At 67.1% G+C, this 26,403-nt stretch carries 19 protein-coding genes and 1 pseudogene; 2 read left to right on the top strand and 18 right to left on the bottom strand.

Going from position 1 to position 26,403, the window contains the following annotated elements:
- Positions 1 to 75: 75 nt before the first annotated feature.
- The 5 genes and pseudogenes from HOP52_RS05595 to HOP52_RS05615 form a co-directional block, all read right to left on the bottom strand.
- Positions 76 to 615 (bottom strand): annotated as a pseudogene (locus tag HOP52_RS05595) (phosphate ABC transporter ATP-binding protein); the annotation flags it as partial.
- 76 nt (positions 616 to 691) lie between these two features.
- Positions 692 to 2,368, bottom strand: a complete 1,677-nt coding sequence (gene pstA, locus HOP52_RS05600; protein ID WP_238976389.1) for a phosphate ABC transporter permease PstA — start codon at positions 2,366 to 2,368, stop codon at positions 692 to 694.
- Between the two features lie 15 nt (positions 2,369 to 2,383).
- Complete coding sequence (locus HOP52_RS05605; RefSeq protein WP_238976391.1) at positions 2,384 to 4,663, bottom strand: ABC transporter permease subunit; 2,280 nt, start codon at positions 4,661 to 4,663, stop codon at positions 2,384 to 2,386.
- A 156-nt stretch (positions 4,664 to 4,819) separates the two neighbouring features.
- Complete coding sequence (locus HOP52_RS05610) at positions 4,820 to 5,776, bottom strand: PstS family phosphate ABC transporter substrate-binding protein (protein ID WP_238976392.1); 957 nt, start codon at positions 5,774 to 5,776, stop codon at positions 4,820 to 4,822.
- 162 nt (positions 5,777 to 5,938) lie between these two features.
- The gene (locus HOP52_RS05615; RefSeq protein WP_238976394.1) at positions 5,939 to 7,123 is read right to left on the bottom strand and encodes a multidrug effflux MFS transporter; all 1,185 of its coding nucleotides are present in this window, start codon (positions 7,121 to 7,123) and stop codon (positions 5,939 to 5,941) included.
- A 159-nt stretch (positions 7,124 to 7,282) separates the two neighbouring features.
- On the opposite strand from HOP52_RS05615, the gene tal reads away from it, so the two are divergent.
- A complete protein-coding gene (gene tal / locus HOP52_RS05620; protein WP_238976396.1) occupies positions 7,283 to 8,221 on the top strand; it encodes a transaldolase in 939 nt (312 codons plus the stop codon).
- Positions 8,222 to 8,349: 128 nt separating this feature from the next.
- Here tal and HOP52_RS05625 read toward each other — a convergent pair whose 3' ends face one another.
- The 9 genes from HOP52_RS05625 to HOP52_RS05665 all read right to left on the bottom strand — a co-directional run bounded on the left by HOP52_RS05625 (position 8,350) and on the right by HOP52_RS05665 (position 21,425).
- Complete coding sequence (locus HOP52_RS05625; RefSeq protein WP_238976397.1) at positions 8,350 to 8,859, bottom strand: STAS domain-containing protein; 510 nt, start codon at positions 8,857 to 8,859, stop codon at positions 8,350 to 8,352.
- Entirely contained in the window at positions 8,846 to 10,030 is a 1,185-nt protein-coding gene (locus HOP52_RS05630) for a PP2C family protein-serine/threonine phosphatase (protein ID WP_238976399.1), read from the bottom strand. The genes HOP52_RS05625 and HOP52_RS05630 overlap by 14 nt, the downstream gene beginning before the upstream one ends.
- A gap of 12 nt (positions 10,031 to 10,042) precedes the next feature.
- On the bottom strand, positions 10,043 to 10,822 hold the full coding sequence (locus tag HOP52_RS05635) for an MlaA family lipoprotein (RefSeq protein ID WP_238976400.1): 780 nt from the start codon (positions 10,820 to 10,822) through the stop codon (positions 10,043 to 10,045).
- 38 nt (positions 10,823 to 10,860) lie between these two features.
- A complete protein-coding gene (locus HOP52_RS05640; RefSeq protein ID WP_238976401.1) occupies positions 10,861 to 11,982 on the bottom strand; it encodes a beta-ketoacyl-ACP synthase III in 1,122 nt (373 codons plus the stop codon).
- 105 nt (positions 11,983 to 12,087) lie between these two features.
- A complete protein-coding gene (hrpA, locus tag HOP52_RS05645) occupies positions 12,088 to 16,107 on the bottom strand; it encodes an ATP-dependent RNA helicase HrpA (RefSeq protein WP_238976402.1) in 4,020 nt (1,339 codons plus the stop codon).
- A gap of 140 nt (positions 16,108 to 16,247) precedes the next feature.
- Positions 16,248 to 17,936 carry an AMP-binding protein gene (locus tag HOP52_RS05650; protein WP_238976403.1) on the bottom strand — a complete coding sequence of 563 codons (1,689 nt, stop codon included), beginning with the start codon at positions 17,934 to 17,936 and terminating at the stop codon, positions 16,248 to 16,250.
- A gap of 403 nt (positions 17,937 to 18,339) precedes the next feature.
- Positions 18,340 to 19,128 carry a class II glutamine amidotransferase gene (locus tag HOP52_RS05655; RefSeq protein WP_238976404.1) on the bottom strand — a complete coding sequence of 263 codons (789 nt, stop codon included), beginning with the start codon at positions 19,126 to 19,128 and terminating at the stop codon, positions 18,340 to 18,342.
- Complete coding sequence (locus tag HOP52_RS05660) at positions 19,121 to 20,974, bottom strand: vWA domain-containing protein (protein ID WP_238976405.1); 1,854 nt, start codon at positions 20,972 to 20,974, stop codon at positions 19,121 to 19,123. Before HOP52_RS05660 ends, HOP52_RS05655 begins: the two co-directional genes overlap by 8 nt.
- A 10-nt stretch (positions 20,975 to 20,984) precedes the next feature.
- Positions 20,985 to 21,425, bottom strand: coding sequence for a hypothetical protein (locus tag HOP52_RS05665; protein WP_238976406.1), 441 nt, complete (start codon positions 21,423 to 21,425; stop codon positions 20,985 to 20,987).
- Between the two features lie 99 nt (positions 21,426 to 21,524).
- On the opposite strand from HOP52_RS05665, the gene HOP52_RS05670 reads away from it, so the two are divergent.
- Complete coding sequence (locus HOP52_RS05670; RefSeq protein WP_238976407.1) at positions 21,525 to 23,606, top strand: S9 family peptidase; 2,082 nt, start codon at positions 21,525 to 21,527, stop codon at positions 23,604 to 23,606.
- A 69-nt stretch (positions 23,607 to 23,675) separates the two neighbouring features.
- Here the strand turns inward: HOP52_RS05670 and HOP52_RS05675 are convergent, their stop codons facing one another.
- The 4 genes from HOP52_RS05675 to recR form a co-directional block, all read right to left on the bottom strand.
- Positions 23,676 to 24,122, bottom strand: coding sequence for a YcgN family cysteine cluster protein (locus tag HOP52_RS05675; RefSeq protein ID WP_238976408.1), 447 nt, complete (start codon positions 24,120 to 24,122; stop codon positions 23,676 to 23,678).
- Between the two features lie 65 nt (positions 24,123 to 24,187).
- The gene (locus tag HOP52_RS05680) at positions 24,188 to 24,499 is read right to left on the bottom strand and encodes a YcgL domain-containing protein (protein ID WP_238976409.1); all 312 of its coding nucleotides are present in this window, start codon (positions 24,497 to 24,499) and stop codon (positions 24,188 to 24,190) included.
- Entirely contained in the window at positions 24,496 to 25,623 is a 1,128-nt protein-coding gene (gene rnd / locus HOP52_RS05685; RefSeq protein WP_238976410.1) for a ribonuclease D, read from the bottom strand. Before rnd ends, HOP52_RS05680 begins: the two co-directional genes overlap by 4 nt.
- Positions 25,624 to 25,644: 21 nt before the next feature.
- Positions 25,645 to 26,250 (bottom strand): recombination mediator RecR, encoded by a 606-nt coding sequence (gene recR, locus HOP52_RS05690; RefSeq protein ID WP_238976411.1) that lies wholly within the window; start codon positions 26,248 to 26,250, stop codon positions 25,645 to 25,647.
- Positions 26,251 to 26,403 lie beyond the last annotated feature (153 nt).

Consider the following 26,403-nt stretch of genomic DNA (forward strand, 5'->3'; position numbering starts at 1 on the left):
ACGCAAGACTCGCTACCGGCTGGTGGCTAACCTTGACCGGGTGGGACTTTCACCCACTGGGTTTCAACTCATCCTTTCCACCTCCTCGGTTTCCCGGATGACCAGGCTTTGCCTGGCGCACCCAAAGGCGTTGTCGTTCAAGCGGTCCTTCACCTCGTCCCAGAGGGCGGCGCCGCGCAGCGAGCGCTCCACCACCTCGTCGAGCACCGCCTTGTTGTTGACCCCCTGCAGGCGCAGGCCGTAGGCAACATTCTCGTAGATCGACTTGGGGAAGGGGTTGGGCTTCTGGAACACCATGCCCACCTTGCGACGCAGCTCGGCCACGTCGATGCCACGGTCGTAAATGTCCTCGCCGTCGAGCAGGATCTTGCCCTCGATGCGGCAGATGTCCACCAGGTCGTTCATGCGGTTGAAGCAGCGCAGCAGGGTCGACTTGCCGCAGCCGGAGGGGCCGATGAAGGCGGTCACCTGGTGGCGCGGGATATCCAGCGAGATGCTCTTGAGCGCCTGATCCTTGCCGTAGTGGAGGCTCAGGTCGCGCACCTGGAAGGCCACATCCTTGATGCCGGTGGTGGGGCTGGCATGGCTGGCAACGGGGCGGGGAGCGGTCGTCATCGAGGTCATGGTCTCTTTCCTCATATTCCGGTCACCGGCGGCCTGGGCCGCCGGGTCATGAGTCGGTCGGCGTGGCTCAGTCCGAGGCGGCGCGGTAGCGCTCGCGCAGCCGGTTGCGGATGCTGATGGCGGTCAGGTTGAGCACGATGATCAGGATCACCAGCACCAGGGCGGTGGCGTAGACCAGCGGGCGGGCGGCCTCGACGTTGGGGCTCTGGAAGCCCACGTCGTAGATATGGAAGCCCAGGTGCATGATCTGGCGATCCAGGTGGATGAAGGGGAAGGTTCCGTCCACCGGCAGGGTCGGCGCCAGCTTGACCACCCCGACCAGCATCAGCGGCGCCACCTCGCCCGCGGCCCGGGCGATGGCCAGTATCATGCCGGTCATCATCGCCGGGGTGGCCAGCGGCACCACCACCTTCCACAGAGTTTCGGACTTGGTGGCCCCCAGCGCCAGACTGCCGTGGCGCACCGAGGAGGGAATCCGCGCCAGCCCCTCCTCGGTGGAGACGATCACCACCGGCAGGGTCAGCAGCGCCAGGGTCAGCGAGGCCCAGATCAGCGCCGGGGAGCCGAAGGTCGGCGATGGCAGGCGGTCGGCGTAGAAGAGGTCATCGATGGAGCCGCCCAGGGTGTAGATGAAGAAACCCAGGCCGAAGACGCCATAGACGATGGAGGGCACCCCGGCGAGGTTGTAGACCGAGATCCGAATCAGGCGCAGCAGTGGGCCCTGCCTGGCGTACTCGCGCAGATAGATGGCGGCCAGCACGCCGAAGGGACTGACGATCATCGACATCAGCAGCACCATGGTGACGGTACCGAAGATCGCTGGGAAGATGCCGCCGGCGGTATTGGCCTCCCGGGGCTCGCCGCTGACGAAGGCCCAGAACTGCTGCACGTACTCCACCGCCTTGGCGGAAAGCGAGAGGCTGTTGGGCTGCACGGCCCGCACGATATCGCCGAGGCGAATCGCCACCTCCTGCCCGCTAACGACCGACGCCACCAGGGTGTCACGGTAGAGCTCGTCCCGCAGGATATCGATCTCGCCGCGCAGGGTCTGGAACGCCTCCTGCAGCTCGGCCTGCCGCTCCTGAATCTGTCCCAGCTCCGCCTGAAGCGCCTCGGGCGCGATGTTGGGATCGCGCTGCAGGGCCCGCTCGCGCAGGCGCATCGCCTCCATGTCCGCACTGATCACGCCCACGTCGTTGCGCTCGATCCGGCGAAGCTCCCGGAACAGGGTATTGGCGCGATCGACCCGCGACTGCAGCGCCTCCCAGAGGCCCTCACCCTCGGCAACCACCTCGCCATCCTCAACCACTCGCAGCGGGTAACCGTAGAAATCGCCCCACTCGCGACGCTCCAGGCGCATGGCATCCGGCGGTGCCTGCCACTCGGACATCTGTAGCTCGGCGTACCAGGCGAAGTCCTGACCGGTGACATCGCGGTTGCCCTGCTTGATCAGGTGCCGGACCACCAGGTCATCGTTATCGAGCTCGGGGGGCACGGCGATACCGGCATCCCGCGCTACCGGAACCGGGATGGTCTCGGAGCGTACGTGCTCGCCCATCACCATCTGGCCGATACCCCGCTCCGGATCGCCCACCTGGAACTCGACGATCTCGCTGGGATAGAAGTGGCTGAGGCCGCGCACGGCGATCAGGCCAATCAGCCCCAGCACCATGATGATCGAGACCGCTACCGCGCCGGCATTCAACCAGACCCAGGGGGCACCGCTTTTCCACCAACGTTTCATCGAAGTCTCCCGGAATCAGAGGTTGCCGTAGCGCTTGCGCAGGCGCTGGCGAATGATCTCGGCCAGGGTGTTGACCACGAAGGTCATGGCCAGCAGCACCAGAGCCGCGAGGAACAGCACCCGGAAGTGGCTGGACCCCACGGCGGCTTCGGTCATTTCCACGGCGATATTGGCCGACAAGGTGCGCATGCCTTCGAAAATATTGAAGTTCATGATCGGGCTGTTGCCGGTCGCCATGAGCACGATCATGGTCTCCCCCACCGCCCGGCCGAAGCCCATCATCACCGCCGAGAACATGCCCACGCTGGCGGTGGGCAGCACCACGCCGACCACGGTCTGCCAGCGGGTGGCGCCCAGCGCCAGGGAGCCCTGGGTCAGGTGCTTGGGCACGTTGAACACCGCGTCTTCGGCGATGGAGAAGATCGTCGGGATCACCGCGAAGCCCATGGCGATCCCCACCACCAGGGCGTTGCGCTGGTCGTAGCTGAAGCCACTATCGGTGAGCCACTGGCGCAGGCTGCCGTCGAAGAACAGGATCTCCACATAGGGACTCGCGGTGACGCAGGCCCAACCGACCAGAATGATGGTCGGCATCAGCAGCACCGCCTCCCAGCCATCGGGCACCAGCGCCCGCAGCCGCTCGGGCAGGCGACTCCAGAGGTAGGCGAAGGCCAGCATGGCGATGGGCATCAGGATCAGGATGCTGAACACCGCGGGCAGCCGGTTCTCGATGAAGGGGGCGAGCCACAGTCCGGCCAGGAAGCCGAGGATCACCGTGGGCAGCGCCTCCATGACTTCGATGGTGGGCTTGACCTTGCCCCTCAGCTTCGGCGACATGAAGTAGGCGGTATAGATGGCCCCCATTAGCGCCAGCGGCGTGGCGAAGAGCATGGCGTAGAAGGCCGCCTTGAGAGTGCCCAGGGTCAGCGGCACCAGGCTCATCTTGGGTTCGAACTCGTCGCCGCCCGCCGAGGATTGCCAAACGAAACGTGGCTGGCTGCTGCCCTCGTACCAGACCTTCTGCCACAGCGAGGAGAAGGAGATCCCCGGGTGGCGATTGGTGACGCTGGCCACCTGAAGCCGGTGGTTCTCGTCGGCTAGCAGCACCATGGTGTTGACCGGCGAAATGGCGATACGCGCCAGCGGGCCGTCGGTCTTAGGTGCATCGAAGACGTCGGCCGATGCCGTGGCGTGATGAATCCCCAGCTTGCCCCGCGCATCGCCTACCAGGAAGCCTCGCCGCGCATATTCCGCCTCGATATGGGTGATCGCCGCTTCATAGCGGGCGAAGTCGCGAATATGGGTCAAGTCGTGCTGATTCTGCTCATCCCGGACCGGAAAGTACTGGCGAATCTGTCCGTCCGAGGTGCCCGCGATGATCGATACTGTGCCGTTGAGATGGACCATCTCCGACACATGACCGCTGTCGGTCACCTGCACCGCGCCACGATAGCGGGGATTATCGAGGTTGCCGATATCGTAGTGGTGGATATAGCCGGCATCGTCGGAGACATAGAGGTGGCGAAAGCGGTTATCGATCAGGATCTGCCGGGCACGACCGTCGAAGCCGGGCAGTTCTGCCCTGGTCTGCTCGACGGTCACCTCCCCGGTCATGATGTTCTCGCGACGATCGAAGGAGGTCACCGTCAGGGTGCCGTCCTCGAGTTCGGCTGCCGCATAGATGCCGCGATCGCTGACCTGCAGGCCCAGCACCTGTATCGCCCGCCCCGCCTCGTCCAGGGTCAGCGGTGTCTCGCCGAGAGGAAAGGTCAGTTCCGGCTCGATATGGCGCAGGTTGTCCGGATAGGTGATCGCATACTCCACCTGGCCAAGCGAGATCTCGCCGTTGTCGTAGCCATAGGCAAAGGCCCGCGAGGTGGCGAAGCCGGTGGCGAAGGTCGTTTGAGTGGCGTCTTCGGGGCGCGGCATCTCGAACGACGAGCGCACACTCCCCCCCTCCAGCTCGAAGAAGGTGATGCGTCCCGTGTCGGTGAAGCTCGCACCCAGGGTGTCGTAGCGATCGATGGTCAGGTGCTCGAGCGTCTCGCTGCTTGCCACTCCGGGAACGGCATAGGTCTGCTCGGTCGACACCTGGGCCGACGTGAAGAGCGGCATGACCTCGGAAAACAGGTAGACGAAGATCATGCCAAGAGCGAGCACGACCCCGATGCCGGCAGCGCCTATCCCGTAGCGTGAGGCCTTGTCCCTGAACGCACGCTTGCGCCGCAGGCGCTCGCGCTGTTCGGGGTTGGGCAGCAGCGATCTGCCTTGGCCCGACGAGGGGAGCTGGGACATGTCATTCATGATGGATGGGCAATCCCGACAGGTGGAAAGATAGGTAGAGGGTAAGCAGCGTCCATGACAGGCGTGTGACAAGCCCCCCACAATGCAAGAGGGGCGCCGAAGCGCCCCCTCGTTTATTTCAAGGGTGTCACGCGTGCAACCAACCGATCAGTCGATGCCCAACTCGCCACGCACGCGGCTGGCCACGGTCTCGGGCAGCGGGATGTAGCCGTCGCGAGCGGTCACTTCCTGGCCCTGCTGGGAGAGCACCATGCGCAGGAACTCGGCCTGCTGCGGCGCCAGCTCCTCGTTGGGGTGCTTGTTGACGTAGACGAACAGGAAGCGTGAAAGCGGGTAGTTCTCGGAATCCACCTCGTAGGCCTGCTCACCCTCGTCGCGGGCCACCGGCACCGCCCGCACCTGGGAGGTGATGTAGCCGATACCCGAGTAACCGATGCCGTTGATCGACTCGCTCACGCCCTGCACCACGGAGGCGGAGCCCGGCTGCTCGTTGATGGCGTCCTTGAAATCGCCGCCACACAGGGCGTTCTCGGCGAAGAAGCCATAGGTGCCAGAGACGGCGTTACGGCTGTAGAGGGTGAAGTCGCGGTTTGCCCAGCTGCCCTCCAGGCCCAGCTGGCCCCAGCGGGTGATATCTTCCGGGTAACCGCAGCGGCGGGTGTCGGAGAAGATGGCATCGACCTGGGGCAGGGTGATGCTCTCCAGGGGGTTGTCCTGGTTGACGTAGACAGCCAGGGCGTCGATGGCCACCGGCACCAGGGTGGGCGGATAGCCGAAGCGATCCTCGAACGCCTGGATCTCGGAGGTGCGCATCTCGCGGCTCATGGGGCCGAACTGGGCGGTACCCTCTGTCAGGGCGGTGGGGGCTGTGCTGGAGCCGGCGCCCTGGATCTGGATGTTGATGTTCGGATAGAAGCCGGCGAACTCCTCGGCCCAGAGGGTCATGAGGTTGTTCAGGGTGTCGGAGCCGATGCTGGTCATGTTGCCGGAGATGCCGCTCACGGCCTCATAGACAGGCAGATTGGGATCGACGCGATCCGCCATGGCGGTGGTGGTGACGAACGAGGCACCGATAACGGCGGCAGCGATGAGCTTGAGTTTCATCTTGGTCTCCAGGTTTCGTGCGGCACTAGTCGCAGCGTTGGGATCTCGATCACGCTTCTCGATGACCGATGGCTGCGACTATAGGGAGACCGGATGACACTTCAGTGACATTTGCCGGCGGTTTGATGAAGCTTGTGTGACAGTCAGGCTCGCCTGAGGGGATCAGGCATGGGCCGGCGTGCCCGCCAGGCGCCTCAGGCCGGCGTTGCCCACCAGCGATGCCACCAGCATGGTCAGCACCATCGGCCACAGGCTCTCGATCTCGAAGGCCCCCACCATGACCCCGGCCAGGGCCGCGGCACCGAACTTGATGAAGCCCATCATGGCCGTGGCCGTGGCGCTCATGTGGCCGAACTGGTCGAGCAGCAGCGACATGGCGTTGGGCGTGATCAGGCCGATCATCCCCGAGTAGAACATCACCAGCACCACGACCACCGGCAGGGACGCCAGCCCCGCCGCGGCGGCCAGGGCCAGGCAGAGCGCCATCGCCAGCTGCACGCCGAGCCCCAGGAGAAGGTTCTGCTGCGGCGAGCGGGAGTTCAGCAGTTGGATATTGAGCTGGTTGGAGAGCGCGATCACCACCACGTTGACCCCCAGCACGAAGGGGTACACCGCCGGCGACAGCCCGAAGTGCTCCAGGTAGACATAGGGCGAGGCAGTGACGAAGGCGAACAGCCCGCCGAAGGAGGCCGCCACCGCGCAGATATAGCCAAGCCCCTCGCGATGACGCAGCACGCTGGCATAGTTGCGCAGTACCTGGCGAAAGGAGGCCACGGGCTGTCCCGGGGCGCGAGTCTCGGGGAGCCGGGTCCCCATCAGCCACAGCAGGAAGGCCGCATAGACCGCCAGGAACACGAAGATCAGCCACCAGTCGGCGAGATAGAGCAGCCCGCTGCCCACCAGAGGCGCCACCAGCGGCGCCAGCATCATGATCATCGCCATGGTCGACATGACGCTGGCCGCCTGGCGGCCGCTGAAGCAGTCGCGCACGATGGCCGCCGAGTTGACCACGCAGGCGCCGCCGCCCAGGGCCTGAACGAAGCGCCAGACCAGCAGCTCGGTCAGCGAATCGATGGTGGTGATCGCCAGGCTCGCCAACAGGAAGGCCAGCAGCCCGGCCAGCAGCACCGGCTTGCGGCCCAGGCGGTCGGAGAGCGGGCCGAACAGCAGCTGGCCGATGGCGAACCCGGCCAGAAAGGCACTGATCGAGAGTTCGGTGTGATGGATGCTGGCGCCCACATGGTCGGCCAGCACGCTCATGGCGGGCAGGTAGGCATCGATGGCGAAGGGGGCCAGGGCGGTATTGGCCGCCACCAGCAGCGCCACGCGACGAGGGTTGAGGCTCAAGGCGGCTCCCGGGTCGGCGAAAGGGGTAAATAGCTAGGGCGCTAATAATAGCCCAGATGGAGCACGACCGCCTCCCCGCCCGTTTTGCCGCTGTCAGCGGCTCGGGTGTCTTGATAAAGTGGACGACACGCCTACCAACCTCAACTGGAGCCTTGCCCCATGGCAGACGACCTGCTGTCACAACTCAAGCAGATGACCACCGTGGTGGCGGACACCGGCGACCTGGAAGCGATTCGCCGCTTTTCCCCCCAGGATGCCACCACCAATCCGTCACTGATCCTGCAGGCCGCCCAGCAGGCCGACCGGCGCGCCCGCCTGGCCGAGATCGCCCGCCACAGCACCGACATCGACGATGCCCTGGACGCCGTGGCCGTGGAGATCGGCAGCGAGATCGCCGGCCTGGTACCGGGCTATGTGTCCACCGAGGTCAGCGCCCGGCTCTCCTTCGACAGCGACGCCAGCCTGGCCCGGGCCCGCTCACTGATCGAGCGCTACGACCGCCATGGCGTCGGCCCTGAGCGCATCCTGATCAAGGTCGCCGCCACCTGGGAGGGCATTCGCGCCGCCCGCCAGCTGGAGCGCGAAGGCATTCGCACCAACCTGACCCTGCTGTTCAGCTTCACCCAGGCCCAGGCCTGCGCCGACGCCGGGGTGACCCTGGTCTCCCCCTTCGTGGGACGCATCCTCGACTGGCACAAGGCGCGGGAACCGGAGGCCGATTTTACCGGCGACCGCGACCCCGGGGTGCGCTCGGTCAAGCGCATCTACGAGCACTACAAGGGCCACGGCTACCGGACCATCGTGATGGGCGCGAGCTTTCGCAACAGCGGCGAGATCCTGGCCCTGGCCGGCTGCGACCGGCTGACCATCTCCCCGGCGCTGCTCGGCGAGCTGGCCGATACTCAGGGTAGCCTGACCCGGCGGCTGACCCCGGTGGGCGCCGAAACCTCGGCGCCGGAGCCCCATGACGAAGCGGAATTCCGCTGGGCCCTCAACGAGGACGCCATGGCCACCGAGAAGCTCGCCGAGGGCATCCGCAAGTTCACCGACGATCAGCGCAAGCTGGAAGCCCTGCTGGGGGAACTGCGCAAGGGGTAAACCACCAACGTTGCCGCCTTCGCCAAGGCGTCTACTGAGTCTTATGCGTAATCAGGAGGGGGCATCGGTGATCCCCTCCGAGCAGGGCCGGCAGGCGCCGTGGAGAGATGGTGGGACGGGGGTAAGCGTCAGTGACCCTGCGAGGCCGCCTCCTGGGCTTCGAGCATCGCTACCAGCGGCTGGAACTCCTCGCGGTTGTGCTCGTTCATGCGCATCAGGATACGGTGGGCCTCGAGAATCCGGCGACGGGTCTGTTCCATGTCCGCCGGCACCTCGGGCAGATCGCAGAGTTGGCAGGCTTCGGTGAAGGGCGCCTCGACCAGGGTGAAGAACTGGGCGAAGCCCATCACCTCGAGCATGCGCTGCACATCGGGATTGTCGGCCACGATGGTCGGCTTATGCTCGATCTTGCCTCTCACCGCCATGGCCACCTTGGCCAGGAAGCCCAGCGCCGTGGAGTCCACGTTGGTGGCTTCGCGCAGGTCGATGATCAGCGCCTTCAGCCCCGGCGTTTCCGAGAGCTGCTCGGCCTGGTTGTCCAGGGTGGCACAGAGGGTCAATCGCACATCGCCACACAGCTTGAGTACGAAGACACCGGAGTCGAACGCCGCCTTGACGCGGCCTTCATCTATGATCATCGCCAAATCCGCTCAACATCATGATCGTCAGGTCGTCTGGCAGATCCTCGCCGCTGTGATCCTCTCCGACATTGATGTCGCGGGGAAGCGCCAGGGCAAGGCTGTCACGTAGCTGTTCCAGCGTCGTGCAGGTCAGGACGCGTCGCTCGAGTTCCCTGAGCCGCAAGTCGAGCGTCTCGCCCGGCAGGCATTCCAATACTCCATCCGAACACAACCATAGCCTGAAGTTCGGTGGAAGGGTATGACACAAACGTGGATAGTCGACGTCCGGGAAGAGTCCCACCGGCATGCCCTCCCCCGGCAGCTCCTCGATGCAACCATCGCTGACCAGCAGCGGCTTGGGCAGCTGGGCGCCCAGCGAATAGTGGAGGCAGTGCTCCCGATGGTCAATGACTCCGATGAACAGGGTCGCATGTTTGCCGATCCCGGTATCCAGCAGCTCCCGGTTCAGCGCCCTCAGCCAGCGGGCCGGCAGCCGATCCGGATGCTCGCCGTCCCATTCACTCAGCCAGCGGTTGTACAGGTACTTGAGCAGCACCGTGACGAAGGCCGATGAGGCGCCATGGCCCGACACATCGGCAAAATAGAACAGGCTGAAGCGGTCGTCGAAGCGCTGGAAGTCGAGAAAGTCACCGGAGAGATAGAGCGAGGGCATCAGCCAGTAGTCGCAGGTCACCCCGCCCAGGGTCTGGGCGTGGGGAGGCAGCAGCTTGCGCTGAATCTGGCCGCCCGCCTGCTGATCCAGCCGCAGCAGGGCCAGGTGGGTCTCCAGACTCTCGTTGAGTTCGGCCAGGCGCTCGCGGTCCCGGTCGCGCTCCTCTTCCAGCCGGTGCAGCTCGATGGCCTTGCGGATCATGCGCCTCAGCAGCTGGCCATGGCGCATGGGCTCGACGACATAGTCCACCAGCCCCACGTCCACCGCCGTGAGCAGGTCGGCATCCAGCCGGGAATCGCTGACCACCACGGTGGGCAGGCGCTCGGTCAGACTCGCCCACTCCAGGCTGGGGATCGCCCGGGCATGGGCGACCACCAGCGAGGTCTCCGGCGGCAGGTCCTCGAGCCGCTCGGCGGCCAGCACCGCCAGGCCGTCACGGGCGATGGTGTCGGCCAGGGCATCCCGGTAGTCGCCAGGCTCATCGAGTACGCCGATCAACGGCTTGTGGACATCCATGGGCGAGCTGCCTCAATCTGCGAAGTCAGTGTCATCGAAATCCGCATCGTCGAAATCGAAGTCGAAGTCGTCGCTGGCGAAGGGGTCATCGCCCAGCTCCCCATCGCTGATCTCAAAGCGGCGTCGCTGCAGGTAGGCATCGCGGATGAAGACATAGCGGTCGCCGTGAATCAGCTCCTCCTGGTCAAGCAGGCCGGCTCGCATGTCCACCACCCGCAGCGCCGTCAGCCCGATGCGCCACACGTCATCCTCCACGTAATAGGTAGGATAGGTGACGGTGTCTAGGGGCAGGCCCGTGGTATCACGCACGGTGCTGGGCCCGAGGAACGGCAGCACCAGGTAGCGCGACTCCTCCCAGCCCCAGACCCCCAGGGTCTGACCGAAATCCTCGTCGCGGCCGGTGATCTCCATATGGGTGGCGAAGTCCCACAGCCCGCCGATGCCCACGGTGGTATTGATCAAAAACCGCGAGCTGGCGATGCCGGCGTTGCCCGGCTTGCCCTGCAGCAGGCTGTTGAGCGCGGTGCGGATCTCCCCCAGGTTGGAGAAGAAGTTGCCCACCCCGGTCTGCACCGGCTGCGGCGTCACGGTGCGATAGCCCCGGGAGACCGGCTTGAGCACCGCCCGGTCGAGGGCATCGTTGAACACGAACACCCGCCGGTTGAAGCCCTCCCAGGGGTCGTCCGGATGGCGCTCCTCGGCGGGTATGTTGCTGGCACAGCCCGCCAGCACGGCCACCATGGCCAGCGTCATCAGGGTTTGAATGATGGAACCTTTGCGCGTCTGTCCCATTGAAACCGCCTCCCTGCAAGGTATTGGCTGCCATGGCCTCATTGGCGACGCACCACGACGCTGCCGGCACTGTAGCCGGCACCGAAGGAACACACCACCCCCAGGGCACCGGGCGCGAGATCCTCGCGATGCAGGTGGAAGGCGATGATCGAGCCCGCCGAGCTGGTATTGGCATAGCGGTCGAGGATGATCGGCGCCTGCCCGGTCTCGGGCTCGTGGCCCAGCACGCGACGCGCGATCATGTCGTTCATGTGACGATTGGCCTGATGCAGCCACAGCCGCGACAGGTCGCCACCGCCAAGCTCGAGGCTCGCCAGGTGCTCGCCGATCAGCGCCGCCACCATCGGGCAGACTTCCTTGAACACCCGCCGCCCCTCCTGGACGAACAGCTTATCGGCCGCCAGCGGGTCGCTGTCGGTGACACGGTTGAGGAAACCGGCATTATTGCGAATGGCGTTGGAGAAGCGCGTGACCAGCCGGGTGCCGAGCACCGCGAAACGGGCCTCGGCGGTGGCCACCTCGTCGGCCTCGAGCACGATGGCGGTACAGGCATCGCCGAAGATGAAGTGGCTGTCGCGGTCGCGAAAATTGAGGTGGGCGGAGCAGATCTCCGGGCTCACCACCAGCGCGCGCTTGACGCTGCCGGCCCGAATGGCGTTGGCGGCGGTCTCGATGGCGAAGGTGGCCGAGCTGCAGGCCACGTTCATGTCGAAGGCGTAGCCGCCGGCGCCCAAGGCCGCCTGCAGCTCCACGGCGACCGCCGGATAGGGCCGCTCCAGGTTGGAGCAGGCGACGATCACCAGCTCGATATCGGCGGCGGCCACCCCGGCCGCGGCCAGGGCGTCACTGGCCGCGGCGCGACCCATCTCGCACTGGATGGACGGCTCCTCGTTGCTCCGCCGGGGCAGGCGCGGACACATGCGCTGGGGATCGAGGATGCCTTCGGCATCCATCACGTAGCGGCTGTGAATCCCCGAGGCCTTGACGATGAACTCGCTGCTCGAGTGGGCCAGGGGCTCGCGCTCACCCGCGGCAATGGCCGCGGCGTGGCGGGCATTCTCGTCATCGACCCAGGCGTTGAACGACGCCACCAGGGCGTCATTGTCGATGGCGTGCGCCGGCGTATAAAGCCCCGTGCCGGTGATCACGACGTCTGTCATGGTGCTCTCCCTTGGCGACCCGCTGGCCGCCTTCCTCACATCGGCTATCGGCCGATGTGCGATGTGCATTAGCGCTGTCAATGGTCGGCGACAGCTCCTTGGGCATCAGCCGGTGATCTCGGCCCAGCGCTTCTCGAGCCGCTTGGCGGAGACCGGCATCCGGGTGCCGAGCTGCTGGGCGAACAGCGAGACCCGCAGCTCCTCGATCCACCAGCCGAACTCCACCAGCGCCGGGTCCTCGTAGCCGCCGCGCCGCTGGCTGTCGCGTCGGGCGACCAGGCGCGCCTCGAAGTCCTGGACGGCCTGCATGTTCATCTGGTCGCGCATACGCTCCCGCGGCGCCTTCTCCAGGCGGATCAGCGCGGCTTCCATGTAGCGCGGGTACTCCTCGAGCCACTCGCCGGCCTCGGTCACGAACCCGGGGTGTACCAGGCGCTGCATCTGGGCCTTGAGGTCGCTGTAGACCAGCGCCAGGGCCAGGCTGAGATTGCCCTTCAGCGCCTTGGTGACCGCCAGATGGCCCTCCAGGGCCGCCTGCAGGGTGGCCACCAGCGCCTCGGCACGCGGCAGCAGATCGCCCTCGACCTCGCCGAGGCGCGCCTCCAGTTCCGCCTCGGAGCGCGGCAGCGCCGCCGGGTCCAGGCTCTGGAGGAAGACCGCCTGAACCACATCCTCGATGAGCTGCCGCTTGCTGCCCACCTTGGCGAACAGCAGCGCACAGGTATTGAGGCCCTTGAGTCGTTCGATGGCGCGCACCGCCTCGGGCCGCCGCGCCATGGCCAGCCGCGCCACGCCGCGCCGGTGGGCCTGCACCGCCTTGCCCGGATGGTCAAACAGTTCGATGCGAAACGCCTCACCCTCCGGCACCAGCGCCGGGTAGGCCTCGACGCGAATCCCCGCCTGGGTGGTCACCCGCGACTCGGGGAGCGGCGCCTCGGGCAGCGACGTCACCCTGGGCTCGCTGCTGACCTCGGCGGCCAGCGCCCGGGCGCCCTCCCCGGCCGCGGCCTCGAAGCGGCGCTCCAGCTCGCGCGCATCGCGCCCCTGTCCCAGCTCCTTGCCGCGATGGTCGACCACCTTGAGGTTCATCACCAGGTGGGGCTCGAGCTGCTCGGCGTGCCAGTCGTCGGGGTGCAGGCGCACCCCGGTCTTCACCCGCAGGAACTCTCCCAGCGCCTCGGTCAGGGGCACGTCGTCGGGCACCAGGGTCTCGAGGGCGGCGTCCACCCAGTCGGGAATCGGCACCACCTGACGCCGAATCGACTTGGGCAGCGACTTGAGCAGGGCGATGCACTTGTCGCGCAGCAGGCCCGGCACCAGCCACTCCAGTCGTGCCAGCGGCAGCTGCGGCAGCATGGCGGCGGGCACCGTCAGGGTCACACCGTCATCGACAGCACCCGGCTCGAAGCGATAGCTGAGCGGATAGCGCACCCCGCCGAGCACCAGGGCGTCGGGATACTGGGCCTGGGTCACCTCCTCCGCATCCCGGGCCAGCAGGGCGGCACGATCGAACTTGAGCACATCGGGATCGTCGCGCTCGGCCTGCTTGCGCCAGTGCTCGAAGCCCTTGCCGGTGCAGATTCCCTCGGGAATCCGCGCATCGTAGAAGGCGAACAGGGCCTCTTCATCGACCAGGATATCGCGCTTACGGGCGCGGTCCTCGAGATCCTCGACCTCTTCGATGAGCGCCCGGTTGTGGGCGAAGAAGGCGCCCCTGGTCCGAAACTCGCCCTCCACCAGGGCGCGGCGGATGAACAGCTCCCGCGACTCGGCGGGATCGATGGGGCCGTAGTGCACCTTGCGGCCGGCGACGATGGGCAGCCCGAACAGCGTGACCTGCTCATTGGCCACCACCTGGGCGCGCTTCATCTCCCAGTGGGGCTCGCTGTAGCTGCGCTTGACCAGGTGGCCGGCCAGCGGCTCGATCCACTGGGGGTCGATCCTGGCCACGGTGCGGGCGAACAGTCGTGAGGTCTCCACCAGCTCGACGGCCATGACCCACTTGGGCGGCTTCTTGGCCAGCCCGGAGCCGGGGTGGATCATGAACTTGCGGTTGCGCGCCCCCAGGTACTCGCGGTTCTCGGTGAGCAGGCCCAGGTGCGAGAGCAGCCCGGGCAGCAGTGCCCGGTGCAGGCGCGCAGCGCCCTGTCGCCGCACTTCGCGCAGACGCGCATCATCGGCCGACCGATCCGCATCGGGGAGCGGTGCGGGCGGCGGCACCTCGATCTGCATCTCGCGCAGCAGCTGGCGCAGCTGGCGGAAGGTGTCGTGCCATTCGCGCAGGCGCAGGTAGTTGAGGTAGTGCTCCTTGCACCAGCGGCGCAGGCGGTTGCCGGAGAGCTCGCTGCGGGCGGCCTCGAAGCCATCCCAGAGATTGAGCAGCGCCATGAAGTCGGAGTCGGGATCGCGCCAGCGACGATGGGCCTGGTCGGCGGCCTCGCGCTTGTCGGCCGGGCGGTCGCGGGGGTCCTGCACCGCCAGCGCCGAGACCACGATCAGTACCTCGCGCAGCCCACCCTGCTCGGCCCCGGCCAGCACCATGCGCGCCAGGCGCGGGTCGATGGGCAGCCGCGCCAGCTGGCGGCCGGTCGGGGTCAGGCGATTGCCGCCATCCACCGCACCCAGCTCGAACAGCAGCCGGAAGCCGTCCTTGATGAAGCGGGCATCGGGCGGGTCGACGAAGGGAAAGGCCTCGATATCGCCCAGCTTGAGCGACAGCATCGACAGGATCACCGACGCCAGGTTGGTGCGGCGGATCTCGGGGTCGGTGAATTCGGGGCGGGCGAGGAAGTCCTCCTCGTCATAGAGGCGGATGCAGACCCCCTCGGCGACCCGGCCGCAGCGGCCCATCCGCTGGTTGGCGCTGGCCTGGCTGATCGGCTCCACCGGCAGGCGCTGGATCTTGGCCTTGTAGCTGTAGCGGCTGATACGCACCAGCCCCGGGTCGATCACGTAGCGGATGCCGGGCACGGTGAGCGAGGTCTCGGCCACGTTGGTGGCCAGCACGATGCGCCGCCCGGCGTGGGGGGCGAAGACGCGATTCTGCTCGGCGTTGGAGAGCCGGGCATAGAGCGGCAGCACCTCGGTGCTCTTGAGGTCGGCGCGACGCAGGGTGTCGGCGGCTTCACGGATCTCACGCTCGCCGGGCAGGAAGATCAGGATATCGCGGGGGCCGTGGAACCAGCGCTTGTCACGCTCGATGGCCTCGATCTCCTCCACCGCCTGCAGGATGCCCTCCTGCAGGGTGCGGTCGGCCTCGTCCTCGGCGTCGCGCACCAGCGGGCGGTAGCGCACCTCGACCGGGTAGGTGCGCCCGGTGACCTCCACCACCGGGGCGGGCCTGGGCTCGCCGTTGGCGCCGGGCAGGGCGAAGTGCTCGGCGAAGCGCGCCACGTCGATGGTCGCCGAGGTAATGATCACCTTGAGGTCGGGGCGACGCGGCAGCAGGCGCTTGAGGTAGCCGAGCAGGAAATCGATATTGAGGCTGCGCTCGTGGGCCTCGTCGATGATGATCGCCTCGTAGCGCCTCAGATCCGGGTCGTGACGGGTCTCGGCCAGCAGGATGCCGTCGGTCATCAGCTTGACCAGGGTGTCCTCGTCGGTCTGGTCGGTGAAGCGCACCTGGTAGCCGACCTGTTCGCCCAGCGGGACCGCCATCTCCTCGGCCAGGCGCGCGGCCACCGAGCGCGCCGCCAGGCGACGCGGCTGGGTGTGACCGACCAGTCCGCGGCGCCCCAGGCCCAGCTCCAGGCAGAGCTTGGGCAGCTGGGTAGTCTTGCCGGAGCCGGTCTCGCCGGCCACCACCACCACCTGGTGATCACGCAGCGCGGCGAGGATGTCCTCGCGGCGCTCGGCCACCGGCAGTGCCTCGGGATAGGCCAGGGTGACCGGGCGGGTCACGCGCCGCTCGACCTGGGCCGCCGAGCGCTCCAGGGCGCGCCGAACCTCCGCCAGGCCGCGATCCACGGGCTTGCCCTGCTCGAGTCGCCGGGCCAGGCCGCCCAGCCGCCGGCTCAGCGGCTCACGATCACGCAGCATGACGCCGTCGAGCGCCTGACGCAGGCGCTCGAGCTCGGCGGACTCTTCACGAAGGGGAGCGGAATCGGGGCGAGTGGCGGTGGTCACGAGATCCTCGAGCAGTGGAAAAAAACCTGCCCGCCCCGGCCAGGCCGGAACGGGCAGGACATTGTAACGCCGACGACGCGGCGGCGGCCAATTCCGGCGATTGTCGCTGGCTATCGCCCTGCGAGGCCGCCGCTATGCCCTCAGACTTCTTCTGCCTTCTGGGTCTTTTGCACTTCCTCGTCGCGCAGCTGGCGACGCAGCACCTTGCCAACGTTGGTCTTCGGCAGCTCATCGCGGAACTCGACGACCTTGGGCACCTTGTAAGCGGTCAGCTCTTTCTTGCACCAGTCGCGCAGGGTCTCGGCATCGAGGCTGTCGTCCTTGGCGACCACGAACAGCTTGATCACTTCGCCGCTGTTCTCGTCGGGTATCCCCACCGCCGCGGACTCCAGCACCCCGGGATGGGCGGCTACGACATCCTCGATCTCGTTGGGATAGACGTTGAAGCCGGAGACCAGAATCATGTCCTTCTTGCGATCGACAATGCGGATATAGCCGTCATCCTGGAGCACGGCGATGTCACCGGTATGGAACCAGCCGTCGTCGCTCATGACCTTGGCGGTTTCCTCATCGCGGTTCCAGTAGCCCTTCATGACCTGGGGCCCCTTGACGCACAGCTCGCCCGGTTCGCCGAACGGCAGCGCCTTGTCATCGACATCCACCACCTTGACCGAGGTGGCGGCCACCGGCTTGCCGATGGTGCCGAGCTGAATGGCGTCGATGGGATTGAAGCTGACGATCGGCGAGGTCTCGGTCAGGCCATAGCCTTCGGCGATGGGGCAGCCGGTGATCTCCTCCCAGCGCTGGGCCGCCGCCTTGGTCAAGGCCATGCCGCCGGAGATGGTCAGATGCAGCTTCGAGAAGTCGAGGCTGCGGAAATCCTCGCGGTTGCACAGGGCATTGAACAGGGTATTCAAGCCGATAAAGCCGGTGAACCGCAGCCCCTTGAGCTCCTTGACGAAGTTGTCGAGGTCGCGGGGGTTGGTGATCAGCACCGAGTGGTTGCCGGTCTCCATCAAAAACAGGCAGTTCACCGTGAAGGTGTAGATGTGATAGACCGGCAGCGGCGCGATCACCACCTCCTTGCCCTCGTGGAGGCCCGGGCCGATGGCCTGGCGCGCCTGCAACATATTGGCCACCAGATTGCGATGGGTCAGCATGGTGCCCTTGGGCAGGCCGGTGGTCCCGCCGGTGTACTGCAGCGCGGCGATGTCGTCCAGCTCACGCTCGACCTCGCGATGCTTGCGTGCGGCGCCCGCCTTCAGCGCCTGGCGAAACGGCACCGCCATGGGCAGCGAATAGGCCGGCACCATCTTCTTGACGTACTTGACCACGGCGTTGATCAGCTGCCGCTTGGGGAAGCCGTGCAGATCCCCAAGCTCGGTGACCAGCACGTGCTCGATGTCGGTGCGATCGAGGACCTTCTCCAGCTTGTCGGCCATGTTGGCCAGAATCAGGATGGCCCGCGCTCCGGAGTCCTTGAACTGGTGGGCCATCTCGCGCTCGGTATAGAGCGGGTTGGTGTTCACCACCACCAGCCCCGCGCGCATGGCGCCAAATACCGCCACCGGAAACTGCAGCACGTTGGGCAGCTGGATGGCGATACGGTCGCCCGGCTTGAGCTCGGTCTCATGCTGCAGCCAGGCGGCGAAATCGGCGGACAGCCGATCCAGCTCCGCGAAGCTAAGGGTCTGGCCCATGCAGCTGAAGGCCGGGTTGTCGGCGAAGCGCTTGACGGCGGCATGGAAGACATCCATGACCGAGCGATAATCCTCCATGCCCTCTAGCTCGGGGCCGGTCAGGATCGGGGCGCTGGCGTGCTCACTCATAAGCAGTTTCTCCACGGCATCGTCGATGTCGTGGGCCATCCCCAGAGCATCGACAGTTGTTGTTCTGCAACGGCCCCTACGATATACCAAGCGCCGCCGCACTGTAAAACGGCCGATTGAAACATATGTTTGCAAACCGCCAGGTACGGCGCACGCCCGCCATGATCCCCCTCAACGTGGGCAATCCGCCGATGAAAGGCAAGCCGGCCCCTCCACGCTGGCACAACACTTGGCTTTGTCTGAAAAGTCGGCGAGCGAAGGCCAGACAAGGCAAAAATCGGCGAAAAGGCGGACCGGGCTCGCGTGCGAGTTTGCGGGGTGTAAATGAGTACTTTGATCGGACTCGCGCACGAGCCGATTTTTAACGCCGTCTGGTCGAGCGCAGCCAGTTTTCGGACAGAGCCTAGGCGGCGGCGTAGCGCGCCAGAATCTTGCCCTGCCGCCACACCAGCAGCTCCCCCGGCTGCATGCGCACCCACTCCTCATTGCTGGTCAAGGGTTCGGTGGCGACCACCGACACGATGTCGTCGGGGGTCGTGTGCTCGGCGAAGTTCACGGTCAGCTCGGCATCGGAGAGCTCGGCCTTGCCGAACGGCGCCCGGCGGGTGATATGCGCCAGCTTGGTCGAGCAGTAGGTGTAGAGGTAGTCCCCATCCGCCAGCAGCAGGTTGAAGACTCCCAGGCCGCGCAGCCGCTCGCAGAGCCGATGCAGTTGCCGCCACAGCGCCTCCCGTTCGTCCTGCGGCGGGGGCTCGGGAAAGTGGCGCCGCAGCTCCCCCATCAGCCAGCAGAAGGCATGCTCGCTGTCGGTATCACCCACCGGGCGGTAGAAGGAGAGCGGCAGCGACGCCCAGCCCTCCAGCTGGCCGTTGTGGGCATAGCACCAGGTCTGCCCCCACATCTCGCGGGTGAAGGGGTGGGTATTGGCGAGCCGCACCTCGCCCACATTGGCCTGGCGAATATGGCTGATGACGATATGCGACTTGATCGGGTAGTCGCAGATCAGCCTGGCGATCGGCGAACGCACCGACGGGTGGGGGTCGCGAAAATCACGGTAGCCGCCCGCCTCATAGAAGGCGATGCCCCAGCCATCGCGATGGGGGCCCGTGCCCCCGCCGCGATGCAAAAAGCCGGTAAAGCTGAAACAGATATCGGTGGGCACATTGGCGCTCATGCCCAGTAGCTCACACATGCGGCTCCTCCCGGTGAATGATCCGTGTCGTCCGGCGCCGGCGACGCCACTTGAGCCCCAACAGGGCCAGCCCGACCGCCAGCAGCGCCGCCGCCCAGAGCCGTGGATCTCGACCATACGCTTCCCATAGCCGCTGCCGTTGCGGGTATGTGCCGTACCACTGCCGCCAGGCCCGCTGCCAGAGCCCGTCGACCGCTGCAATGAGACGCTCCGCCGCCCCGAGGGTGTCGGCCGGCGGGGGCTCCCGCACCGGCGTCAGCTCCTCATGGAAGCGCTCCACCGCCAGGACCGGCGCCGCGCCGGCCTGGTCGATGCCGGTCGCGCCGTCCGGAAACAGTATCAGGCGTGGCAGGCGCAGCTCCCGGGTTCGGCCCTCCAGGGTGATTTGCGCCCGCAGCATCAGCGGCTGGCTGAGCTCGGCATCCAGGTCGGGCAGCGCTATGACCCAGCGCCGCTCCTCCAGGGCCTCGGCCACCAGGCGCTCGCCCTGCAGCTCGCCGTGCAGGCGGGCATTGTCGCCGTGCAGCAGCGGATGCTCGGCCCTGAGCAACACCCGATTGGCCGCCGGATCATGCTGCGCCGCGATGGCCGGCTGGACATTGACCGGCTGACTGCGCTGGCGACGCAGTCCCTGGCCCTCGGCGAACACCACCAGCTGCGCCGTCCCGGTCAGGGCCGGTGCCGGAAGCACCCCGGCGAAGCGGCCGTCAACGGGCTCAAGCACCATCGCCGACTGAACCCGACCCGCCTCGTCACGCAGCTCGGCCGTCACCTGCAGGTGAGGCGGCAGATCCTCACCGACCAGCCGCTCGCCCTCCCGAACCAGCCAGGCCTGCACCGGCACATCGAACCCCAGATAGAGGGTGCCCGGCAGTCCGGCGGTCTGCAGACTCAGCGGCGACACCACGGTAATGCGACTGTCCTGGCCCAGGTGGCCCTCGAGACGCCACTGACCGGGCATCGGTTCCGGTACCTGAATCAGCTCATAGCGGGGCTCGCTGCGCCAGCGCCAGCGCCAGCCTTCCGGGACGGCGGCGGCGGCGTGGCGGCTGCCGTCCGGGGCGATCAGCGTCGGTGACGCCCCCTCATGAAACAGCAGCGCGGTGAAGCTCTCCAGCCCCGGTTCGATGAGGAAGCTGCCTTCACTCAATGGCACCCGTTCCGGCGCAAAGATACGATCGACGATATTCACGAAGGCACCCAGCAGGGCATCGGGCGCATCGACCGGCGCCGAAAGGCCTGCGGTCTGGCGCGCCAGTCGCTCCACCAGGTCAAGGTCGGCTTCCTCGGAGAAGGCGATGGCGTGCACGACGACGCCCTGTTCGGCCAACCGCGGCGCCAGCGTGTCCAGCAGGGATTGGCGCGAGGCCGCGTCGATCTCCGGCTTGGCGCCACGCCAGGGCGGCAAGTCGATCATGCCGTCGGTCAACAGCACCAGGTGTCGCCAGCCGTCGGCCTCGGCGCGGGCGGCCTCGCGCACCGCCGCCTCGATATCGGTGAACGGCTGGTAGTCCACCAGCCGCGGTCTCAGGGCCAGCGCCCGCTCGCGCCACTCGGCGTCGACCCGCCCCAGCGGCAACGGATTGGCCACCGTCTCGCCGAAGGTCCAGACCCCGGCGGAGACGCCGGCCGGGAGCAGGGCCACCAGCAGTTCCAGGGCATCGGCCGCAAGCTGCTCCGGATCGTTGTGACGCATGCTGCCCGAGACATCGACGATCACCCGCACATCCGGTGACTCCTGTGGTGGAGCCGCCGGCAGCGGAGACGCCAGCAGGCTGACTGTCAACAGAGTCGTACCGGCCAGCGCTGCCAGCCGGCGACATCCGCGTATCCAGTTCCAGCCCATCGGGGGCTCCCTAGCCGATCACCGGCTCCCGGCGCTCGCGCGGCTCGCGGGATTGCCCGCCGTCACGGCCATCGCGCCCTACATCGTCCATGTCACGATACGTATCACCCGGACGAAAGGCCCACCACTGGGCAAGCCCCAGCGCCACGCCGAGCGCCGCACCCGACACGACCAGCAGGCCCGAGGTGGTCAGCACCGCGGTGTTGCGCTCGAGAAAGGCCACCGCCGCCACCACCAGGGCCGGTGCCAGGCCGGTGTAGAACTCCCCCTCTTCCACCAGCGGCAGGCGGAAGCGGGTGGGTACCCAGAGCATTCCCGCCACGGCCCAGGTGATCGGCAGCCGCAGCAGTCGCGGCAGGAAGGCCAGCCCCAGGTAGCCGGTCAGCAGCACAATCAGCGACAAACCCAGATAGGTCAGCCATAGTAGGGACATCGAATCGGAAGTCAGCATCGACACCTTCGGTAACACCTCCCGGTAGCAGCGCGCCGGCCGCCTGGCCGGGCCGCGACGAATGGAAACCCTTCTCTATATTATGGTACACGCGACCCGATGAAAGCACAGCCGCCGAGTGAGATTGCCCCAACAACCCCGCCCAGCGAGTCGCCTGTCGAGCGCTTCCGGCGCGCCGACGACCCAGCCTGGCACTGGCTGGAGCAGCGCGACGACACCGAGGTAAGCGCCTTCCTCGAGGCCGCCAACGACGAGTCCCGCGCCTGGCTCCACCCACTGGCCGACCTGGTGGAGCGGCTCTATCACGGCCATCTGGCCCGGCGGGATCTCGCCGTCCATGGCCTGCGAAGCGCACTGGATCACTACACCTACTGGAGCGAAACCGCCGTGGAGGCGGACTATCCGGTCTGGTGGCGTCACCCCAATGGCGCGCCCGATGCCCCGGAGCAGATACTCGACCTACAGGCCCGAGCCGCCGGACATGCCTTCCTGGACGTCGGCGACATGGCGCTCTCGCCGGATGAACGCTGGCTGGCCTGGACCGAGGACACCAGCGGCGACGAACGCTTCTCGCTCTACCTAAAGCGCCTCCCCGATGGCGAGCCCGCAAGGCTGCTGGAGGAGATAGGCCCCGACCTCTGCTGGGCCGAGGACGACGCCACCCTGCTGTTCACCCGCTTCGATGATACCCAGCGACCCGACAGCGTCTGGCGACTCCGGCTGCGCGACGGCAGACGTGTCGAGGAGGCGCTGATCCTGCGCGAGGAAGACCCGGAATTCTGGCTGGGGCTGGGCAAGACCCGCTCCCGCGAGTGGCTGGTCGTGGAGAGCGCCTCCAAGGATACCAGCGAGTGCCACCTGCTCCCCGCACGTGCGCCACACGCGCCGCCGCGCTGCTTCCGCCCCCGGGAGAGCGGGGTCGAATACGCCATCGATCATCGTCCGGGGCACTTCTATGTGCTGCACAACCGACAGGCCACTCACTTTTGCCTCGACACGGTGAAGGAGGCCACCCCCGAGGCCAACTGGCAGCCGCTGATCGCCCACCGCGACGATGTCACCCTGGAAAGCGTGGACGCCTTCGCCTGGGGGCTGGTGATCGGCGAGCGCGACCACCAGGAGGCCCAGGTGCACGTGCGCATTCTCGAACTGGACGCACGGCACACCGTCACCCGCGACACACGACTGCCGCTACCGGAGGTTCCCTGCAGCCTCGCCCTGGGGGATATGCCGCACTTCGACAGTCGGCGCCTGCGGCTGCGCGAGGAATCCTTCGTCCTGCCCCCCCGCTGGCAGGAGCACGACCTGGACAGCGGTGAGCGACAGCTGCTCAAGGGACTGCGCATCTACGGCGACCTTCCCCCGGAGGCGCTCTGCTGCGAGCGAATCTGGGCCCGCGCCCATGACGGCGAACGCATTCCGGTCTCGGTGGTGATGCGCGCCGACCTGGCGGGCCACCCGCTGCCCACCCTGCTGTATGGCTACGGCGCCTACGGCGAGGTGCTCGACCCCTGGTTCTCGGTCGCCCGCCTGGAGCTGCTGAGTCGCGGCGTGGCCTTTGCGGTAGCCCATGTGCGCGGCGGCGGCGACCGCGGCGAACCCTGGTACCTGGCCGGCAAGCTGGAGCACAAGCAGAACAGCTTTCGCGACTTTCTCGCCGCCCGGGACGCCCTGGTGGAACAGGGCATCAGCGACGGCGAGCGGATCGCCGCCTATGGTGCCAGCGCCGGCGGCCTGCTGGTCGGCGCCAGCCTCAACCTGGCGCCACGGGCCTTCTGCGCCGCGGTACTGGATGTGCCCTTCGTCGACGTGCTGCGTACCATGGAAAATCCGGACCTGCCGCTGACCACCGCCGAATACAGCGAGTGGGGCAATCCGGGCGAGCCTGCTGCGCGCCGACAGATCCGCAGCTACTCGCCGCTGGACAACCTCTCGGCGCAACCCTACCCCACGGTCTTTCTGCAGGGCAGCTGGCACGACACCCGTGTGCCCTACTGGGAACCCGCCAAGCTCTACGCCCGGCTGACCGAGCTCGGCACCGCCCGCGGCCCGGTGCTGCTGCACACCGACATGGAGGCCGGCCACGGCGGCGCCTCGGGCCGCTTCAGGGCCTGGCACGAAAACGCCCGCCAGGACGCTTTCATCCTCTGGGCGCTGGGTGTGGAAAGCGGCGAGCCATGAACGGCCCGCGAGGGGCGCCGGGGGCCAGCCCCGGCGGTTGCGTCGACTGTCGCATCGACGCAGTGCGGGTCAATCGATGGGGATCACCGCGATGATATGGTCCTCATAGTGCTCTTCGGGCACCCCGCGGCTCGACACCGCAAAATTGCGCACGCTGATGCCCTTGCGGTGGACCCGCTCCGGGTCGCCGGAGAGCAGCGGATGCCAGCGGGCCAGCTTGCGCCCCTCCGCCACCCGCCGATAGGCGCAGGAGCGGGGCAGCCAGCGGAACTCGTCGATGCGCGCCGGCGTCAGCTGCGTGCAGTCCGGCACCCGCTCGAGCCGGTTCGGGTAGTCGCCGCAGCGGCAGCTGTGCACGTCCAGAAGCTCGCAGGCCAGGTTGAGCACCGCCAGCTCGCCGGTCTCCTCGTCCTGGAACTTGAGCAGGCAGCACTGGCCGCAGCCGTCGCATAGCGCCTCCCACTCTTCGGCGGTGAGCTCCTCGAGGGGGTACTGCTCCCAGAACCGCTCTCTCATGATATCTCCCGTTTGTCCTGCCATCTTGCAGAAACGACGACGGGGCTGACCCGGGGGGGGGTGGATCAATAGCGCGCCTCGGTGGGGGTACGGTAGAGGTCGAGGAGATACTCCTCCTTGGCCGGGGGCATCTGCAGGTAGAAGCCCTTGTTGCGAATGGCCGCCATCACATCGGCGGCCTTCGCCCGGCCCAGGCGCTTGTCGGCGCTCAGGATCAGGGTCATCGCGGAGCGCGGCTCGCCGAAGCGTTCCAGCAGCGCCTCGGGGACCTCGGCGAGCCCCGTACGCTTGTCCACGTAGAGGTACATCTCGTCCTTGCGCGGACTCTTGAAGACCTCGCACAGCAGCTTGTCGCCCCGCATCCGATCGTCACTCATTGCGCCACCTCTTCCAGGGCCTGGGTCAGGCCCGTATTCAGTCGTTCACCGCGCCAGCCACCGGGCAGCGGCAGCGGCTCGCCCTCCAGGTCGGCGACCACCAGCGCCTCCAGGTCGCGGCGGCGCAGCAGCACCTCGGGGGCCACACCGAGGCGCTCCGCCTCGGCGGTCACCACCCGCTTGAGCGCCTTGAGCCGCTTCTTGAACTCGGGCTCCATGGGCGACGGCAGCGCCGCGGGCAGCTGCGCCGCCTCGCACGCCCGGGCCTGCTCGACCAGCGCCAGTAGCGTATCGCCATCGCGCTTGATCAGGCTCGGCTTGATGTCGTCCACGCCGGACAGCGCATGACGATTGCCCGGCATGCGCTCGGCAATGCCATAGAGCACCCGGTCATTGACCAGCCAGCCCCGCGGCAGGTTGCGCCGACGCGCCTCCCCTTCCCGCCAGGTGGTCAACCGCCGGTACGCCTCGATCTGAACGGGAGTGAGCCGCCACAGCTGGCGGTGGCGACGGTACCACTGGCCGTCGGCCTCGGCGCTGCGCAGCGCCTGGGCCACCAGCTCGCGGCAGTCCGCCTCGAGCCACGCCATGCGCCCCAGCCGCTCCAGCGCCTCGCGCTGGTACTGCCACACCTTCAGCAGGAAGACCACGTCCAAGGCGGCGTACAGGCACTGGGAGTCGGAGAGCGGCCGTACCAGCCAGTCGGAACGGGTCTCGTCCTTGGGCAGGGTCTCTCCGGTCCAGTGGGCCACCAGGCGCTGGTAGCCCATCGCCGGGTCGTCGCCGAGCAGCGCCTGGGCGATCTGGGTATCCACCAGCGGGGCCAGCGGCACGCCGGCCCAGTGGGCGAACACCTCCAGGTCCTCGCTGCTGGCGTGCAGCAGCTTGAGCGGCCCTTCGCCGAGCAGGCGCCGAAACGCCTCGGTACAGTCCAGCGCCTGGGGGTCGACCAGATAGGCCGTCTCGTCGGCGGCGAACTGGATCAGCGCCGGCACCGGGTGAAAGGTCTTCTCGCGGAAGAACTCGGTGTCCACGGCCAGCACGGCGGCATCCGCCACCTCGGCGCAGGCGGCGTCCAGGGCCTCGGGGGTATCGATCCAGCGTATCTCGGGGGTCAGGGTCATGCAGTTTTCCGGCAGAGGGCGTCAGTCGCCACGAAAGGGCAGGCGACCATTGAAAGCGCGGCTGAGGGTACCGCCGTCGACGTATTCCAGCTCCCCGCCCATGGGCACCCCATAGGCCAGTCGCGACAGCTTGATGCCCTGGGCGGCGAGCTGGGCGGCAATGTAGTGGGCGGTGGCCTCCCCTTCCACCGTGGGGTTGGTGGCGAGGATTACCTCCTCCACGCCGCCCTCGGCGACCCGTGCCTCGAGCTGGTCGAGGCCGATGTCCTCGGGGCCGATGCCGTCCAGCGGCGAGAGGTGGCCGTGCAGCACGAAGTAGCGCCCGCGAAAGCCGCCGGCCTCCTCGATGGCCAACTGGTCGGCCGGCGACTCTACCACGCAGAGCAGCGCATCGTCGCGGCGAGCACTGGTGCAAAGCGCGCAGATCTCCTCCTCGGTGAGGGTGCGACAGCGCTGGCAGTAGCCGACCTGTTCCAGCGCCAGCCCCAGCACCTCGGTGAGGCGCCGGCCGCCGTCGCGGTCACGCTCCAGCAGGTGCATGGCCATGCGCTGGGCGGTCTTGGGCCCAACGCCGGGCAGCACCCTCAGCGCCTCCATCAGTCGCTCGACCAGGGGGGAAAAGCTCATGGATCGTCTCTGCTACGTTGACGCTCGCTGAAACTAGGCGAGCGATGATCAGGCAAGGCAAAAATCCTCGAAAACGCGGAGTTTACACGTAGTAAATGAGCATTTGAGATGATTTTTAACGCAGCATGATCGAGCGCAGCCAGTTTCAGCAGT

This window comes from Billgrantia campisalis, from assembly GCF_022341425.1.
GTDB lineage: Bacteria > Pseudomonadota > Gammaproteobacteria > Pseudomonadales > Halomonadaceae > Halomonas > Halomonas campisalis.

Excerpts from the sequence above, each read along its gene's own strand:
- pstA (WP_238976389.1), bottom strand. The coding sequence starts at position 2,368 with ATGAAACGTTGGTGGAAAAGCGGTGCCCCCTGGGTCTGGTTGAATGCC.
- HOP52_RS05605 (WP_238976391.1), bottom strand. The coding sequence starts at position 4,663 with ATGTCCCAGCTCCCCTCGTCGGGCCAAGGCAGATCGCTGCTGCCCAAC.
- HOP52_RS05610 (WP_238976392.1), bottom strand. The coding sequence starts at position 5,776 with ATGAAACTCAAGCTCATCGCTGCCGCCGTTATCGGTGCCTCGTTCGTC.
- tal (WP_238976396.1), top strand. The coding sequence starts at position 7,283 with ATGGCAGACGACCTGCTGTCACAACTCAAGCAGATGACCACCGTGGTG.
- HOP52_RS05625 (WP_238976397.1), bottom strand. The coding sequence starts at position 8,859 with ATGATCATAGATGAAGGCCGCGTCAAGGCGGCGTTCGACTCCGGTGTC.
- HOP52_RS05630 (WP_238976399.1), bottom strand. The coding sequence starts at position 10,030 with ATGGATGTCCACAAGCCGTTGATCGGCGTACTCGATGAGCCTGGCGAC.
- HOP52_RS05635 (WP_238976400.1), bottom strand. The coding sequence starts at position 10,822 with ATGGGACAGACGCGCAAAGGTTCCATCATTCAAACCCTGATGACGCTG.
- HOP52_RS05640 (WP_238976401.1), bottom strand. The coding sequence starts at position 11,982 with ATGACAGACGTCGTGATCACCGGCACGGGGCTTTATACGCCGGCGCAC.
- HOP52_RS05650 (WP_238976403.1), bottom strand. The coding sequence starts at position 17,936 with ATGAGTGAGCACGCCAGCGCCCCGATCCTGACCGGCCCCGAGCTAGAG.
- HOP52_RS05655 (WP_238976404.1), bottom strand. The coding sequence starts at position 19,128 with ATGTGTGAGCTACTGGGCATGAGCGCCAATGTGCCCACCGATATCTGT.
- HOP52_RS05660 (WP_238976405.1), bottom strand. The coding sequence starts at position 20,974 with ATGGGCTGGAACTGGATACGCGGATGTCGCCGGCTGGCAGCGCTGGCC.
- HOP52_RS05665 (WP_238976406.1), bottom strand. The coding sequence starts at position 21,425 with ATGCTGACTTCCGATTCGATGTCCCTACTATGGCTGACCTATCTGGGT.
- HOP52_RS05670 (WP_238976407.1), top strand. The coding sequence starts at position 21,525 with ATGAAAGCACAGCCGCCGAGTGAGATTGCCCCAACAACCCCGCCCAGC.
- HOP52_RS05675 (WP_238976408.1), bottom strand. The coding sequence starts at position 24,122 with ATGAGAGAGCGGTTCTGGGAGCAGTACCCCCTCGAGGAGCTCACCGCC.
- HOP52_RS05680 (WP_238976409.1), bottom strand. The coding sequence starts at position 24,499 with ATGAGTGACGATCGGATGCGGGGCGACAAGCTGCTGTGCGAGGTCTTC.
- rnd (WP_238976410.1), bottom strand. The coding sequence starts at position 25,623 with ATGACCCTGACCCCCGAGATACGCTGGATCGATACCCCCGAGGCCCTG.
- recR (WP_238976411.1), bottom strand. The coding sequence starts at position 26,250 with ATGAGCTTTTCCCCCCTGGTCGAGCGACTGATGGAGGCGCTGAGGGTG.